The sequence below is a fragment of the Stenotrophomonas maltophilia genome (genome assembly GCF_013464485.1).
GTDB classification, from domain to species: Bacteria; Pseudomonadota; Gammaproteobacteria; order Xanthomonadales; family Xanthomonadaceae; genus Stenotrophomonas; species Stenotrophomonas maltophilia_AW.
Genome location: NZ_RAUX01000034.1, coordinates 87,356 through 102,500, shown reverse-complemented (window position 1 = coordinate 102,500; position 15,145 = coordinate 87,356). Strand labels below are relative to the sequence as shown.

Sequence of the window (15,145 nt, the reverse complement as noted above, 5' to 3'; positions counted from 1 at the left end):
AAGGGTTTGACGCGGTTTTCTCAGGTGTCTATGGTAACCGGCGATCAGGCCCGCGCTCCCGGGCTGCCAGGAAAAAACCGCCGATGCACAATTCCGAACAAGGGCGCGCACGCAAGCAGCGCTTCCAGGAACGCCTTCACGTCCTGCACGACAACGCCCTGCATCGGAAGCTCAGGCAACACCTGCCAGCCGCCTTCAATGAGCGCTGGACCCGCCGCCATTGGATGCACGCCAGCCTGTTCGCGACCATCGGCGCCCTGGTGGCGACGATCGTCCCCGGTTTCTCGCACACCATCGATGCGCCCTTCGCCGACAGCCACACCAGCCTGGCGCTGCCGTTGCCGCCGCTGGCCCTGGCCCGCCAACAGCAGGTTCCCGGCGACAGCTGGCAGGTACTGCGGGTGCAACGCGGGCAGACTCTGAGCGATCTGTTCGACAAGGCCGGCATTCCTGCCACCACCCTGCACCGGGTGCTGGACCATCCCGGCGCGCGCGAGGCGCTGACCAAGCTGCGCCCGGGCGCCGAGATCGCCTTCGACATGCCGCTGTCCGGTGACCTGCGCAGCATCCGCTTCGACCGCGATGCCGACAACCGGGTGGAGCTCAGCCTGGCCGGCGATGACATCAAGGAGAAGGTGACCCAGCGCGAGACCTCCACGCGCACCGTGGTCACCAGTGGCGAGATCACCAGCTCGCTGTATGCCGCGGCCCGGCGCGCCGGGCTGTCGCCGTCGGCGATCGCGACGATGACCGACGACATCTTCAAGTACGACATCGACTTTTCCAAGGACCTGCAGCCGGGCGACCGCTTCAGCGTGGTGATGGATGAAACCTGGCGCGAAGGCGAGAAGGTGGACACCAGCAAGATCCTGGCGGCGACCTTCACCACCGGTGGCAAGACCTATTCCGGCTTCCGCTTCGACCGCAACGGCAAGTCCGAGTACTACGACATCAATGGCCGTTCGCTGAAGAAGAGCTTCATCCGCATGCCGATCCCGTTCGCGCGGCTGAGCTCGACCTTCGGCGCGCGCAAGCACCCGGTGCTGGGCAAGATGCGCATGCACAAGGGCGTGGACTACGCCGCGCGCACCGGCACCCCGATCATGGCCGCCGGCGACGCCCGCGTGCAGTTTGCCGGCGTGCAGCGTGGCTACGGCAACGTGGTGATCCTCGACCATGGCCGCGGCCACACGACGCTGTACGGGCACATGTCGCGCTTTGCCAACATCAAGACCGGCCAGCGCGTGGCGCAGGGCACGGTGATCGGCTATGTCGGCTCGACCGGCCTGGCCACCGGCCCGCACCTGCACTACGAATTCCGCGTCAACGGCGAGCACCGCAACCCGCTGACCGTGACCATGCCGCCGCCGGAGCCGCTGAAGGGCGCCGAGCTGGTGGCCTTCCGCGCGCAGACCGCGCCGGCGATGGCCCGCATCCAGGGCATGGAAAAGCTGATCTACGCCGATGCCAGCCCGGCACCGACCAGCCGCGACGAGACCGCCCCCGAGGTGGCCAGCGCCAAGGACAAGCAGGCGACCGGCCGCAAGCGCGGCTGAACCCCTGCGTTGACGAAGAAGGACGCGGCAGCCCAAGCTTGCCGCGTCCTTTTTTTATGCCCGCCATGAACACCACTGCCGACACTGACGCCCCCCTGTACCTTGGCCTGATGTCGGGCACCAGCGCCGATGGCATCGATGCCGCGCTGGTGCAGTTCCCCGACGGCGGTGGCTGCCGCTTCGTGCACGGGCTGACCGCCCGCTGGGAGCCGGTGCTGCGTGCGCGGCTGGTGGCGCTGGGCGAAGGCGGCCCGCTGGACTCGCTGGAGGAGCTAGGCGAGCTGGATGCGCGGATCGCGATCCACTTCGCCGAGGCCGCCAACCAGCTGCTGGCCGAGGCTGGCGTGGACCGCCGCCAGGTACGTGCGATCGGCTCGCACGGCCAGACCGTACGCCATCGCCCACTGGCCGACCCGGCGTTCACCGTACAGCTGGGCGATGGCAACCGTCTCGCCGAACTGACCGGGATCACCACGGTAAACGACTTCCGCCGCCGCGACGTGGCGGCCGGGGGCCATGGCGCGCCGCTGATGCCGGCGTTCCACCTGGGCATGCTGGGCACCGCCGACGAGGACCGTGCGGTGCTCAACCTGGGCGGTATCGCCAACCTGACCCTGATCCCGCGCGAGGGCGCCGTACGTGGCTTCGATACCGGCCCGGCCAACGCACTGATGGATGCCTGGTGCCAGCGTCACACCGGCCGCACCTTCGATGCCGATGGCGCCTATGCGGCCAGCGGCGCGGTGGACGACAGCCTGCTGGCCGGTTGGCGTTCGGACCCATGGTTCGCACTGCCGCCGCCGAAGAGCACGGGCCGTGAGCAGTTCCACCTGGCCTGGGCCGAGGCGCACATGGACGAAGGCCAGTACGCTGCGGCCGATGTGCAGGCCACCCTGTTGGAGCTGACCGTGGCAACGGTGGCCGATGCGCTGCTGGCGCAGCAGCCGCAGACCCGCCGCCTGCTGGTCTGTGGCGGCGGTGTGCGCAACCGGCAGCTGATGAAGCGCTTGGCGGCGCGGCTGCCGGGCGTACAGGTGGAATCCAGCGCGGTGCATGGGCTGGACCCGGAGTACGTGGAAGCGATGGGGTTTGCGTGGCTTGCGCAGCGGACGATGGACGGGCTGGCCGGCAACCTGCCGAGCGTGACCGGGGCGAAGGGCCCGCGGATCCTCGGCGCGATCCATCTGGCGTGAGGTGGCGTCATCCACGCATGACGTGGATCTACCGGGCAGCCGAGCGTGGGCTCGGCACTACAGCATTGCGGCGCGGCCGCTAATCGAAGCCCTGCCCTGCGGGCAGTGCCTGCAGGGCGGCGATGGCGTCGGAGAGCGCGTCCACCTCCGGATCGCCGAAGCCGGAGCGCACCTCCAGTTCACTGCTGAACAAGCCCTGCTCCAGCAGGGCGGCACAGGTCTGTTCGTGGGTCCAGCCGCGGGCGACCGCGACCCGTCGGATACGTTCCAGCAGCAGCGGGTCCACGTCCCGCAGCACAACGTCGGCCATGCTCACTTCCCCGTTCGCAAGGCACCGCCCCCTCGGCGCGTCGGGGCGATGATCCCGCAGACCGGGCGGGCAGGCAATCAGGCGGCCGGCGGCGGCCCGCGATCGGCGATGCGCGGCCAGAGCCATGCCAGCAGCAGCAGGGTCGGCACCACGGTGATCGAGCTGAGGATGAAGAAGGTGCTGTAGGACGTGGCTTCGACGATGTAACCGGAGACACCACCGACGAACTTGCCCGGCAGGTTGGCCAGCGAGACCAGCAACGCGTACTGGGTGGCGGTGAAATTGCGGTCGGTCAGCGACGACATGAAGGCCACCAGCACAGTGCCGGCAAAGCCCTGGAACAGATTGTCGGCACTGAGCGCGGCATAGAACGCCCACAACTTGCCTGGGTTGTGCGCCATCAGCAGGAAAGCAAGGTTGGACAGTGCCACGCCCAACGCGGCCATCAGCAGCATGCGACGGAAGCCGAACGCGGCCACGGCGATACCGCCCAGGAACGCGCCGCCGATCCCCATCCACACGCCGAACAACTTGGAGACGGTGGCAATGTCGGCCTTGTCGAACCCTGAGTCGAGGTAGAACGGCCCTGCCATCACGCCGATCACCTGGTCGGGGAACTTGAACAGACCGACGAAGGCGAGCAGCACCAATGCCAGTGCCACGCCGTTGCGGCTGAAGAAGCTGGTGATTGGCTGGACGAACGCTTCGGCAACGTCGATGCGGCGCTGTACGGCGGTAGCCGGGCGCTGCGGTTCGGCACACAGCAGAGTGGTGATGATCGGCAGCAGCATCAGCGCCGCCATCGCCAGATAGGCGACGATCCAGCCCTCGAACTGGGCCAGGTACAGCGCGCCAGCACCTGCCAGGATCAGGCCGATCCGGTAGCCCAGCGTATAGGTGGCGGCCAGCGCGGCCTGCGCGGCCTGCGGTGCGATCTCGATGCGGTAGGCATCGACCGCCGAATCCTGGGTGGCGCCGGCGAACGACGCCACCAGCACCCACATCACCAGCGGCCAGACGCCCTGCTCGGGCCGCACGAAGGCCAGCGCAACCAGACCGACCAGCACCATCAGCTGCGATACCAGCAGCCACGAGCGGCGGCGACCGAGCCCGCCCAGCAGCGGGAAGGCATAGCGGTCCAGCAGCGGTGCCCACAGGAACTTGAGCAGGTAGAAGAAACTGGCCAGGCTGATCAGGCCGATGCTGCCCAGGTCCAGGCCGACATCGCGAAGGCGCGTGGAAAGGGTCTGCGAGGCGATCAGCAGGAACGGCAGGCCGCTGCCGAAGCCGAGCATGGCCATGGTCAGCGCCGACGGCGTACCGAAGGCGCGCTTGATGCCTGCCCAGCCCTTGTAGCTGACCGGCTTGGCAGCCTCGGTCACAGGTCGTAGTCCACGGTGAACGGGGCGTGGTCGGAGAAGCGCTCGTCGCGGTAGATCGAGCAACTGCGCAGGCGGTCACGCAGGCCCGGGGTGATGAACTGGTAATCGATGCGCCAACCGACATTGTTGGCGCGGGCGGCGCCACGGTTGCTCCACCAGGTGTAGTCCTCGCCGGTGGGGTTGAGCAGGCGGTAGGCATCGGCCCAACCGCGGCCGGCGGCGACATCGGTAGCCTGGCCGTGGTCAGCGCACAGGGCGTTGAGCCAGTCGCGCTCTTCCGGCAGGCAGCCGGAGTTTTTCTGGTTGGACTTCCAGTTCTTGATGTCCAGCGCCGAACGCACGATGTTCCAGTCGCCGCACAGCACGTAGTCGCGGCCGCTGCGCGCCCACTTCTCGAGGATCGGCCGCAGCCATTCCATCACTTCGAACTTGAAACCCTGGCGCAGGTCGCCCGAGCTGCCGGACGGGATGTAGAAGGAGACCACGCTGAGGTTTCCGTAGCGCGCCTCGATGTAGCGGCCTTCGTCGTCGAACGGGGCCCAGCCCAGCGAAGTGATGACCTGGTCCGGCTCGCGCTTGCTGTAGATCGCCACGCCGCTGTAGCCCTTCTTGGTGATGGCATCGCGGTAGAAGCAGTGGTGGCCATCCGGGCGGAACATCGGGTCGGTCAGCTGGTCTTCCTGGGCCTTGGTCTCCTGGATGCACAGGACGTCGGCGTCCTGGGCACGGAACCAGTCAAGGAAGCCCTTGGTCGCGGCGGAACGGATGCCATTGGCGTTGAAACTGATGATGCGCATGCGGGGACCTGCGGCGGGAAACCGGGCAAGCATACCGGTTGCCTGCAGGGCTGCGCAGTCCGCCAGGCAGGGCCATGGTGGCCTTCACATGGGCCCGGACGAGCGCGAAACGCCCAGCTGGATTAGGATTTGTGCTCCAAATGAAGATGAATCGAGTTTTGATGAGCGACCACCGCCACCGTTTCCTGCAGCTGGCCCTGACGGCCGATGCCCTTCGCTTCGGCCAGTTCACCCTCAAGTCCGGCCGGCTGAGCCCCTATTTCTTCAACGCCGGTCGTTTCGACTCCGGTTCGCTGCTGTCGCAGCTCGGCGCCTGCTACGCCGATGCCATCGATGCCACCGGGATCAAGTACGACGTGGTGTTCGGCCCGGCCTACAAGGGCATTCCGCTGGCCACCGCGATGGCCTGCGAGCTGGCCCAGCGTGGCCGCGACCTGCCGCTGTCGTTCAACCGCAAGGAAGCCAAGGACCATGGCGAAGGCGGCCAGCTGATCGGCGCCGACATGAATGGCAAGCGCGTGCTGATCGTTGATGACGTGATCACCGCCGGTACTGCGATCCGCGAAGCGCTGGGCATCATCCGTGCCGCCGGCGGCACCCCGGCTGGCATCGTGGTGGCGCTGGACCGCCAGGAGATCGCTTCGGAGACCGACCGCCGCTCGGCGGCACAATCGGTGGCCGAGGAAGCCGGCATTCCGGTGATCGCTGTGGCGTCGCTGGCCGATCTGCTTGATTTCGCCTCCGGCAACCCGGAACTTGTGGGTTACCGGCAGCCGCTGGAAGCCTACCGGGCCCAGTACGGCGTCCGTTCGATCCGCTGACCGTCCAGGGGAAAGGTCATGTCCCGAGTTCCTGCTGTCCTCTTTGCTGGCTTGCTGCTGGCCGTGCCGTTCACCGTACCCGCGCAATCGCGGGGCGGCGACAAGGTGGAGAAGAAGCTGTACTGCTGGAACGAGGGCAAGGAGCGAATCTGCAGTGATTCGCTGCCGGCTGATGCGGTGAACCGTGCCCGCGAGGAGTTCAACGCGAAGAGTGGCCTGCGCAATGCGCAGGTCCAGCGCGCGTTGACCGACGAAGAGCGCGCCGCCGCCAGCACGGTGGCTGCGCAGCAGCAGCTGGACCTGATGGCCGAGCAGACCCGCCAGCGCACCGAGCAGGCAATGCTGACCACTTACGCCAGCGAGGATGACCTGCGCCGGGTGTTCGCCGAGCGCCAGGACGTGCTGGACAACAACCTGAAGACCGCCGAGTACAACGTCACCAGCCTGCGGGAGTCGCTGGTAGCCCTGCTGGCGGCGGCGGGAGATCGCGAGCTGGCCGGCGCCAAGGTGGCAGACAAGCAGGCCGAGGCGATCCGCCAGCGGCACGTGCAACTGCAGTCGCAGCAGCGCCTGCAGGCCGGATTCCTGCAGCAGCAGCAGGCGTTGAGGGCGGAAATCGAAAGTACCCTGCAGCGCTATCGCGAGCTGAAGGGCGTGGCGCCGGCTGCCCCGGCGGGCTGACGACGCTCCTGCCGCCGGGCATGGCCCGGCGCTACCCGTGGCCTGGTTACGGGTTGGCCCATCGAATTTATGCACTCTTTACGCGTCGGCCCGGTCCGGCGCGTAGTGCGTTTATGGGGGGCAGGACGACGATGGCGGCCTGAGGTGGAGGGGTTCCACCAGGACGCTATTGCAATGTCCCCCTGGCTGTCGTTGTTGTGTGGCGTGCTGGTGCTGGTCGCCGCCGCTTATCTTCTCTATGTCGTGCTGCGGCCCGAGTCGTTCTGAGCGGAGCCTGCCATGACTGAGATGCTTGTGATTATTGCCGCCAGCCTGCTGCTGGCGTGGCCGCTGGGCCTGTACCTGGCCCGCGTGATGCGCGGTGCGCCGATGAAGGTGGACGTGTTGTTCCACTGGATCGAAAAGCCGCTGTACAGGACGTTCGGTGTCGACCCGTCGCGCTCGATGTCCTGGCGCGGCTACGTGCTGGCCTTCGTGCTGAGCAACGTGGTGGTCGCGGTGCTGACCCAGGCGGTGTTCATGACCCAGGCCTGGTTGCCGTTGAACCCGGACCAGATCCCGAACATGCGCTGGGACACCGCGCTGCACACGATGATCTCGTTCCTGACCAACACCAACCAGCAGCACTATTCGGGCCAGGCGCAGCTGTCCTACCTCTCGCAGATGACCGGTATCACCGGCCTGCAGGTGGTGACGCCGATGATGGGCCTGGCGCTGGCGGTGGCGACGCTGCGCGCGTTGTTCTCGCGTGCGCCGCAGGCTGCGGCGGCCACCGGGGCCGGCGATGACCGTCAGGTGGCGGTCGGCAACTACTACGTGGACGTGGTGCGCCTGTGCGTGCGCTTCCTGTTGCCGTTGTGCCTGGTGTGGACGCTGGTGCTGACCAGCCAGGGCGTGCCAGCAACGATGGCGGGCGGGCCGCAGGCCACGCCGATCGATGCCAGCGCCGGCATGGCCGAGCAGAAACTGCCGCTGGGCCCGGTGGCGGCGATGGTCGCGGCCAAGCAGCTGGGCGCCAACGGTGGCGGCTGGTATGGCCCGAACAGCAGCTTCCCGCTGGAGAACCCGACACCGCTGTCGAACGCGCTGGAGATCGTCGGCATCCTGCTGGTGCCGATGGCAGTGATCTTCATGATCGGTGCTTTCACCGGCCGGCGCCGCTTCGGCGCACTGGTGTTCAGCTGCATGCTGGGCATGTCGCTGCTGTCCACTGGCGCCATGATGTGGAGCGAGGGCCATAGCGCCAGCGCGGCCACCCCTCTGCTGATGGAAGGCAAGGAGGTGCGCTTCGGCGCCGATGGCACCGCATTGTGGGCCGCGGTGACAACGCAGGTCTCCAATGGCTCGGTGAACGGCATGCACGATTCGCTGGCGCCACTCAGTGGTGGCATCGCGATGGTCAACATGCTGGTCAGCGCCATCTGGGGTGGCATCGGCTGCGGCCTGCAGCAGTTCATCGTGTACCTGCTGCTGGGCGTGTTCCTGGCCGGGCTGATGACCGGGCGCACCCCGGAACTGTTCGGCCGCAAGCTGGAGACGCCGCAGGTACGCCTGCTGGCCCTGCTGGTGCTGCTGCAGCCGATCACCCTGCTGGTGTTCACCGCGATCACCCTGGCCGTGCCCGGCCTGGCCGGCACCTCCAACCCCGGTTTCCATGGCATCAGCCAGGTCTTCTACGAATACGTCTCGGCCTACGCCAACAACGGCTCGGGCTTCGAAGGGCTGGGCGACGCCACGCTGTGGTGGAACCTGAGCTGCTCGCTGGTGCTGCTGCTGGGCCGCTTCCCGCTGTTGATCATCCCACTGGTGGTTGCCGCACAGCTCGCCGCGAAGCGCCAGGCGCCGGAGTCTGCCGGCAGCCTGCAGATCGAAACCCCGACCTTCGCCCTGACCCTGGTCTCGGTGATCGTCATCCTGACCGTGCTGCAGTTCATGCCGGCGCTGGTACTCGGCCCGATCGCCGACCACCTGAGCCTGGGACTGCACTAAGGACACCCCGATGAGTACCCAAGCAAGTTCAACCCGTAGTTCCCACGCAGCGCGACCTGCCCTGCTCGATGGCGCCGGCTTTCGCCGTGCACTGATCGAAGCGGTGCGCAAGCTGTCGCCGATGCACCTGGTACGCAGCCCGGTGATGGCGGTGGTGATGGCTGGCACGATCGTGGCGGCCATCGTCACCCTGACCGGCACCGCGCCGCTGGGCTTCGGCCTGGCGGTGACCGCGATCCTGCTGGTAACCGTGCTGTTCGGTAATTTCGCCGAAGCCGTGGCCGAAGCACGCGGCCGTGGCCAGGCCGCCTCGCTGCGCCGCGCCCGCCAGGATCTGGTGGCGCGCCGTCTGGCCGCACCACAGCCGGGTGCTGCCGAAACCCAGGTGCCGGCCGCGGAACTGCGCCCGGGCGACCATGTGATCGTCAGTGCCGGTGAACTGGTACCGGCCGATGGCGAGATCGTGCAGGGCCTGGCCACCATCAACGAAGCGGCGGTGACCGGCGAATCGGCACCGGTGCTGCGCGAGGCTGGCACCGACCGTTCCGGCGTGATCGGCGGCACCAAGGTGCTGTCCGACCAGATCATCGTGCGGGTGACCGCCGAGCCGGGCCACAGCTTCCTGGACCGGATGATCGCGCTGGTGGAAGGTGCCAACCGGCAGAAGACCCCGAACGAGATCGCGCTGACGCTGCTGCTGGCGGCGATGACGCTGACCTTCCTGGTGGTGGTGGCAACGCTGCCGGCCATCGGTGCGGCAGTAGGCGTGCAGGTCGACCCGCTGCTGCTGATCGCGCTGCTGGTGTGCCTGATTCCGACCACCATCGGTGGCCTGCTGCCGGCCATCGGCATCGCCGGCATGAACCGTGCGCTGGCCGCCAACGTGCTGGCCAAATCGGGCAAGGCGGTGGAAGTGGCCGGCGACGTGGACGTGCTGCTGCTGGACAAGACCGGCACCATCACCTACGGCGACCGCCAGGCCAGCCACTTCCATCCGTTGGCCGGTATCGATGCCAGCCAGCTGCGTGAAGCAGCGCTGCTGTCTTCGCTGGCCGACCCGACCCCGGAAGGCAAGTCGATCGTGCGCCTGGCGCGCGAACAGGGCTGCGCCACCGCCGAACCGGACCATGCCGACTACCTGGCCTTCACTGCCCAGACCCGCATGTCCGGCGTGGATCTGGCCCAGCCTGGTCAGGAGCCCGGGCGGCAGATCCGCAAGGGAGCCGCGGATGCGATCCGTGCCCACGTGCAGGCGCTGGGGGGCAACGTGCCTGCGGAACTTGCCGGACGCGTCGAGCAGGTGGCACGCAATGGCGCCACCCCGCTGGTGGTGGCCGAGGGCCGCCACGTGCTGGGCGTGATCGAGCTTTCGGACGTGGTCAAGCACGGCATGCGCGAGAAGTTCGCGCAACTGCGGGCGATGGGCATCCGCACGGTGATGATCACCGGTGACAACCCGCTGACCGCCGCCGCCATCGCTGCCGAGGCCGGCGTCGACGACTACATCGCCGAGGCCCGCCCGGAAGACAAGCTGGCGCGCATCCGCCAGGAGCAGGCCGGTGGCCGACTGGTGGCGATGGTGGGCGACGGCACCAACGACGCCCCGGCGCTGGCCCAGGCCGACATTGGCCTGGCAATGAACTCCGGCACGCAGGCGGCGAAGGAAGCCGGCAACATGGTCGACCTCGATTCGGATCCGGCCAAGCTGCTGGCGGTGGTGGAAGTGGGCAAGCAGCAGCTGATCACCCGCGGCGCGCTGACCACCTTCTCGCTGGCCAACGACGTCTCCAAGTACTTCGCGATCCTGCCCGCGCTGTTTGCCGCCGCGGTGCCGACCATGGCCGCACTGAACGTGATGCAGCTGTCGAGCCCGCGCAACGCGGTGCTGGCGGCGCTGATCTTCAATGCCCTGGTGATTCCCGCACTGATCCCGCTCGCCCTGCGTGGCGTGCGCTTCCGCCCGGCCACCGCGACGGCGCTGCTGCGCCGGAACATGCTGGTGTACGGCCTCGGCGGCGTGTTGCTGCCGTTCGCGGCAATCAAGCTGATCGACCTCCTTCTTGTCCTGGTATTCGGCGCATGAACCGTTCTGCTTCCACCTCTTCTTCCCTGTCCCGTGAACCGAAGGCCGAGGCCCGCGTGGCCAGCTTGCAGGACGGTGCCAGCTGGCGCCCGGCGATCGGCCTGGGCCTGGCTACCCTGCTGCTGGCCGGTGCGGTCTACGCCGGCATTGCAACCGGCTTTGCCGGCCTGGCATTCCCGGGACAGGCCGAAGGCAGCCTGCTGCGCGATGACCGTGGCCAGGTGCGCGGCTCGGTGTGGCTGGCGCAGCCGTTCACCGGTGATGGCTACTTCCAGGCGCGGCCGTCGGCGGCCAACTACGATCCGATGGCGGCGGCCGGTTCCAACATGGCGCGCAGCAACCCGGCGTTGGCCGAGCGCGTTGCCGCCAGCACTGCTGCGGTCGCGGCGCGCGAAGGTGTCGCGCCGGCGCAGGTGCCGGCGGACCTGGTCACCCAGTCCGGTGGCGGCCTGGATCCGCAGCTGTCTCCGGCCGCCGCACAGCTGCAGGTGGCGCGCGTGGCGCGTGCGCGGGGGCTGCCGGTGGAGCGCGTGCAGGCACTGGTGCAGGCGCATACCGCAGGCCGCCAATGGGGCCTGTTCGGGCAGCCGCGGGTGAACGTGGTGACGTTGAACTTTGCGCTGGACCATGCAGCCAAGGCACCGTGATGCCGGCCGGCACCGGCTGCGCGCACAATGGCGGCCATGACAGCGGCTCCCATGACTGATGCACGTACCCGCCAGGCCGATGCCCTGGTCGAAGGCCTGCAACGCGAAGCCGGCGGCAAGCTGACCGTGTTCCTCGGTGCGGCGCCCGGCGTGGGCAAGACCTACGCCATGCTGACCCGCGCGCAGGAGCAGCTGCGCCGCGGCGTCGACCTGGTGGTCGGGCTGGTGGAAACCCATGGCCGTGCCGATACCCAGGCATTGCTGGAGGGCTTGCCGCAATTGCCGCTGAAGGACGTGGCCTATCACGGCCACGCCCTGCAGGAGATGGATCTGGATGCCGTGCTCGCACGGCATCCGGCGTTGGTGCTCGTTGACGAGCTGGCCCATCGCAATGCACCGGGCAGCCGCCACGAGCGGCGCTGGCAGGATGTGATGGAGCTGCTGGACGCCGGCATCGACGTCTGGACCACGGTCAACATCCAGCATCTGGAAAGCCTCAATGATGTGGTGATGCGCATCACCGGTGTGCGGGTCAGCGAGACCGTGCCCGATGTCGTGCTCGACCGCCTGCACGACATCGTGCTGGTCGACCTGCCGCCGCGCGAGCTGATCGCGCGCCTGCAGCAGGGCAAGGTCTATGTGCCGGAACAGGCCGCGCAGGCCCTGCAGGCGTTCTTCTCGCCGGCCAACCTGACCGCGCTGCGCGAGCTGGCCATGCAGGAGGCCGCCGACCGCGTCGACAGCAGCCTGCGCGAGGCACGCGCTGCCCGTGGCGAGAGCAACCTGCCGCTGCGTCGCGGCGTGCTGGTGGCGATTGATGGGGGGGGCCAGAGCGAGTACCTGGTGCGTGTGGCACGCCGCATCGCCGAACGCCGTGACGCACCGTGGACCGTGGTGACCGTGCAGGGCCGGCGCCAGGACGAAGCGACCCGGCGCGAGATCGATGCGGCCTTCGCACTGGCACGGCGCTTGGGCGGCGACGCCGAACTGCTGCACGGATCGAGCATCGCCGATGCGCTGCTCGACCACGCCGCGCACAACGGCGTATCGACCCTGGTGCTGGGGCGCACCCGCGAGCGGCCGCTGGCACGGATGTTCAACCGCACGTTGACCCAACAGCTGATCCAGCGCGGCGCGCATTACGAGATCACCATCATCAGCACCCCGCAGGCCCGTGCGCGCTCGCGCCGCGAGGGCCTGCTGCCACCTGTACGCGGCATCAGCTACGAGCCGGTGCAGGCGCTGGTCGCCACGGCGCTGGCCTGTGCGGTGGCATGGCTGGCCGAGCGCTGGGTGGGCATGGCCGACCTGTCGATGGTGTTCATCGTGGCGGTGGTGCTGGTGGCTGCACGCACCCGTGCCAGCGTGGCGGTGATGGCGGCAATCCTGTGCTTCCTCGCCTACAACTTCCTGTTCATCGCACCGCGCTTCACCTTCGCCATCGGTGCGCGCCAGGGCGTGATCACTGTGTTCCTGTTCCTGGCCGCGGCGCTGGTGGCCGGCCGCCTGGCCTCGCGCCTGCGCATGCAGGTGATCGCACTGCGCGCGGCCAACCGCCATGCGCGTGCACGCCAGCAGCTGGGCCGGCAGCTGGCCAGCGCGGCCGGCAACGGCGAGGTGGCGCAGGCCGGGCGACATGCGCTGGAACAGGCGATGGATGCCCCAGCGTGGCTGCGGATCGGTGCCGACACCGCCACCGGCGGCCGCAGCCAGCCGGGTGATACCGACTTGGCGGCTGCCGACTGGGCGCTGCGCCACGGGCAATCCAGCGGTCGCTTCACCGATACCCTGGCCGGTGCGCAATGGTGGTTCCTGCCCTTGCTGGATGGCGAGGATCGTGCGATCGGCGTGGCTGGCCTGTACCTTCCCGGCGCACAGGCGCGCCTGCTACCCGAGCAGCGGCAGCTGGCCGAGGCGATGGTCGACGACATCGCCCAGGCCGCGCTGCGTACGCAGCTGGTGGCCGAACTGGAGCAGGCGCACGTCAGCAACGAGACCGAGCGGTTGCGCTCGGCCCTGCTTTCTTCGGTATCGCATGACCTGCGCTCGCCGCTGGCGGCAATGATCGGTTCGGCCGACAGCCTGGCCAGCTATGGCGCAGCGATGGATACGGCTGATCGCCGCGCCCTGCTCGATACCATCCTGGTCGAAGGCGAGCGCCTGGACCGTTACATCCAGAACCTGCTGGACATGACCCGGCTCGGCCACGAAGGCCTGAAGATCAACCGAGACTGGATCGGCGTGGACGAGCTGATCGGCTCGGCGGCGCGGCGCCTGCAGCGCTACCAGCCGAAGGTACGGCTGGAGCTGGATATTCCTTCCACGCTGGCGCCGATCTGGGTACACCCGGCACTGGTCGAACAGGCGGTGTTCAACGTGATGGAGAACGCCGCCAAGTTCTCGCCGCCCGACGCCGCCGTGCAGGTGCAGGCGCGCGAGCTGGACGGGCAGCTGCGCATCGACGTGATCGATGCTGGCCCCGGCATTCCCGACGACGAGCGCGCACGCATCTTCGACATGTTCTACAGCGTCGAGCGCGGTGACCGCGGCCGCCACGGCACCGGCCTGGGCCTGACCATCTGCCAAGGCATGATCGGTGCGCATGGCGGCAGCGTGCAGGCGCTGCCCGGACGCGACGGTCGCGGTACCCTGATCCGCATCACCCTGCCCCTGCTCAAGCCAGCGTCCCATGATGAGCCCGACTCCGACTGATGCCAGCGCGCCGGCCCCGCGCGTGCTGGTGATCGATGACGAAACCCAGATCCGCCGGTTCCTGGACATCAGCCTGCGCGCGCAGGGCTACCAGGTGCGTCAGGCCGCGACCGGCCAGGAAGGCCTGCAGATGGCGGCCAGCGAAGACATGGACCTGGTGATCCTGGACATCGGCCTGCCGGACATGGAAGGCCATGAGGTGCTGGAGCAGCTGCGGCAGTGGAGCCAGGTACCGGTGATCATGCTCACCGTTCGCGCCGGTGAGACGGAAAAGGTGCGGGCGCTGGACAACGGCGCGAACGACTATGTAACGAAGCCGTTCGGTACCCAGGAACTGATGGCAAGGGTGCGGGCACTGCTGCGCACGCGCAGTGTGCCGACCGACGGCACGCCACCGGTGTTCGACGATGGCCACCTGCACGTGGACCTGGTGCGCCGCGAAGTGGCGCTCGATGGCGAGCCGGTGGCGCTGACCCGCAAGGAATACGCGCTGCTGTCGCTACTGCTGCGCAATGCCGGCCGTGTGGTGACCCAGCCGCAGATCCTGCAGGAAATCTGGGGCCCGACCCACCAGCACGACACCCACTACCTGCGCATCCTGGTCGGCAAGCTGCGGCACAAGCTGGGCGATTCAGCGCTGGATTCGCGCTACCTGTTCACCGAACCGGGCGTGGGATTGCGGTTCAAGGGGTGAGGGCGTGCCGACCAACGGTCGGCATCCACCAAAGCGATTTCGGAAGAGCATCCACGCATGCCGTGGATCTACCGTGTCGACCAAGGTCGACACCTACCAAAAGCCGCAGGAATCCGTCAGAGGTGGGGCGCTGTCAGAGGTGGGGCGCTGTCGGAGTGCGGGGTGTCAGCCGCATGGATGCGGCTGCCAAGCCCCCAGGGACGGGTTTACGGCGTCCCCGCACTCCGACACCGCCCCACCATCCCACGGAATGCCCGCTTTTGATGTTGATGTTGATGTT

The 15,145-nt window shown here is 68.1% G+C and carries 13 protein-coding genes; 10 read left to right on the top strand and 3 right to left on the bottom strand.

The window, feature by feature from the left end:
* The first annotated feature begins 83 nt into the window (after positions 1-83).
* Together D7Y61_RS16135 and D7Y61_RS16130 are read left to right on the top strand one after the other, a co-directional pair.
* The gene (locus D7Y61_RS16135; RefSeq protein WP_180867722.1) at positions 84-1,556 is read left to right on the top strand and encodes a M23 family metallopeptidase; all 1,473 of its coding nucleotides are present in this window, start codon (positions 84-86) and stop codon (positions 1,554-1,556) included.
* 65 nt (positions 1,557-1,621) lie between these two features.
* The gene (locus tag D7Y61_RS16130) at positions 1,622-2,749 is read left to right on the top strand and encodes an anhydro-N-acetylmuramic acid kinase (RefSeq protein WP_180867720.1); all 1,128 of its coding nucleotides are present in this window, start codon (positions 1,622-1,624) and stop codon (positions 2,747-2,749) included.
* A gap of 79 nt (positions 2,750-2,828) precedes the next feature.
* Here the strand turns inward: D7Y61_RS16130 and D7Y61_RS16125 are convergent, their stop codons facing one another.
* The 3 genes from D7Y61_RS16125 to D7Y61_RS16115 all read right to left on the bottom strand — a co-directional run bounded on the left by D7Y61_RS16125 (position 2,829) and on the right by D7Y61_RS16115 (position 5,238).
* Positions 2,829-3,059, bottom strand: a complete 231-nt coding sequence (locus tag D7Y61_RS16125) for a hypothetical protein (protein ID WP_180867718.1) — start codon at positions 3,057-3,059, stop codon at positions 2,829-2,831.
* 77 nt (positions 3,060-3,136) lie between these two features.
* Complete coding sequence (locus D7Y61_RS16120) at positions 3,137-4,441, bottom strand: AmpG family muropeptide MFS transporter (RefSeq protein WP_180867716.1); 1,305 nt, start codon at positions 4,439-4,441, stop codon at positions 3,137-3,139.
* Entirely contained in the window at positions 4,438-5,238 is an 801-nt protein-coding gene (locus tag D7Y61_RS16115; RefSeq protein ID WP_180867714.1) for an exodeoxyribonuclease III, read from the bottom strand. The genes D7Y61_RS16120 and D7Y61_RS16115 overlap by 4 nt, the downstream gene beginning before the upstream one ends.
* A gap of 161 nt (positions 5,239-5,399) precedes the next feature.
* Between D7Y61_RS16115 and pyrE the strand changes: the two genes are divergently transcribed.
* The 8 genes from pyrE (at position 5,400) to D7Y61_RS16075 (ending at position 14,865) form a co-directional block, all read left to right on the top strand.
* Positions 5,400-6,059, top strand: coding sequence for an orotate phosphoribosyltransferase (pyrE, locus tag D7Y61_RS16110; RefSeq protein ID WP_010486876.1), 660 nt, complete (start codon positions 5,400-5,402; stop codon positions 6,057-6,059).
* A gap of 18 nt (positions 6,060-6,077) precedes the next feature.
* Positions 6,078-6,740 carry a hypothetical protein gene (locus D7Y61_RS16105; RefSeq protein ID WP_180867712.1) on the top strand — a complete coding sequence of 221 codons (663 nt, stop codon included), beginning with the start codon at positions 6,078-6,080 and terminating at the stop codon, positions 6,738-6,740.
* A gap of 174 nt (positions 6,741-6,914) precedes the next feature.
* Entirely contained in the window at positions 6,915-7,007 is a 93-nt protein-coding gene (locus D7Y61_RS16100; protein ID WP_005407770.1) for a potassium-transporting ATPase subunit F, read from the top strand.
* 12 nt (positions 7,008-7,019) lie between these two features.
* The gene (gene kdpA / locus D7Y61_RS16095; protein WP_180867710.1) at positions 7,020-8,729 is read left to right on the top strand and encodes a potassium-transporting ATPase subunit KdpA; all 1,710 of its coding nucleotides are present in this window, start codon (positions 7,020-7,022) and stop codon (positions 8,727-8,729) included.
* Positions 8,730-8,739: 10 nt separating this feature from the next.
* On the top strand, positions 8,740-10,812 hold the full coding sequence (kdpB, locus tag D7Y61_RS16090; protein ID WP_180867708.1) for a potassium-transporting ATPase subunit KdpB: 2,073 nt from the start codon (positions 8,740-8,742) through the stop codon (positions 10,810-10,812).
* Complete coding sequence (gene kdpC / locus D7Y61_RS16085; protein ID WP_180867707.1) at positions 10,809-11,459, top strand: potassium-transporting ATPase subunit KdpC; 651 nt, start codon at positions 10,809-10,811, stop codon at positions 11,457-11,459. The genes kdpB and kdpC overlap by 4 nt, the downstream gene beginning before the upstream one ends.
* 51 nt (positions 11,460-11,510) lie before the next feature.
* Positions 11,511-14,171: a sensor histidine kinase gene (locus D7Y61_RS16080; RefSeq protein WP_180867705.1), complete on the top strand. Its 2,661-nt coding sequence runs from the start codon at positions 11,511-11,513 to the stop codon at positions 14,169-14,171.
* Positions 14,152-14,865 (top strand): response regulator transcription factor, encoded by a 714-nt coding sequence (locus D7Y61_RS16075; protein WP_180867703.1) that lies wholly within the window; start codon positions 14,152-14,154, stop codon positions 14,863-14,865. The genes D7Y61_RS16080 and D7Y61_RS16075 overlap by 20 nt, the downstream gene beginning before the upstream one ends.
* The last annotated feature ends 280 nt before the right edge of the window (positions 14,866-15,145 follow it).

What these genes read in the sequence shown, in the direction of transcription:
- D7Y61_RS16135 (WP_180867722.1), top strand. Translation starts at nt 84, where the DNA reads ATGCACAATTCCGAACAAGGGCGCGCACGCAAGCAGCGCTTCCAGGAA.
- D7Y61_RS16130 (WP_180867720.1), top strand. Translation starts at nt 1,622, where the DNA reads ATGAACACCACTGCCGACACTGACGCCCCCCTGTACCTTGGCCTGATG.
- D7Y61_RS16125 (WP_180867718.1), bottom strand. Translation starts at nt 3,059, where the DNA reads ATGGCCGACGTTGTGCTGCGGGACGTGGACCCGCTGCTGCTGGAACGT.
- D7Y61_RS16115 (WP_180867714.1), bottom strand. Translation starts at nt 5,238, where the DNA reads ATGCGCATCATCAGTTTCAACGCCAATGGCATCCGTTCCGCCGCGACC.
- pyrE (WP_010486876.1), top strand. Translation starts at nt 5,400, where the DNA reads ATGAGCGACCACCGCCACCGTTTCCTGCAGCTGGCCCTGACGGCCGAT.
- D7Y61_RS16105 (WP_180867712.1), top strand. Translation starts at nt 6,078, where the DNA reads ATGTCCCGAGTTCCTGCTGTCCTCTTTGCTGGCTTGCTGCTGGCCGTG.
- D7Y61_RS16100 (WP_005407770.1), top strand. Translation starts at nt 6,915, where the DNA reads ATGTCCCCCTGGCTGTCGTTGTTGTGTGGCGTGCTGGTGCTGGTCGCC.
- kdpA (WP_180867710.1), top strand. Translation starts at nt 7,020, where the DNA reads ATGACTGAGATGCTTGTGATTATTGCCGCCAGCCTGCTGCTGGCGTGG.
- kdpB (WP_180867708.1), top strand. Translation starts at nt 8,740, where the DNA reads ATGAGTACCCAAGCAAGTTCAACCCGTAGTTCCCACGCAGCGCGACCT.
- kdpC (WP_180867707.1), top strand. Translation starts at nt 10,809, where the DNA reads ATGAACCGTTCTGCTTCCACCTCTTCTTCCCTGTCCCGTGAACCGAAG.
- D7Y61_RS16080 (WP_180867705.1), top strand. Translation starts at nt 11,511, where the DNA reads ATGACTGATGCACGTACCCGCCAGGCCGATGCCCTGGTCGAAGGCCTG.
- D7Y61_RS16075 (WP_180867703.1), top strand. Translation starts at nt 14,152, where the DNA reads ATGAGCCCGACTCCGACTGATGCCAGCGCGCCGGCCCCGCGCGTGCTG.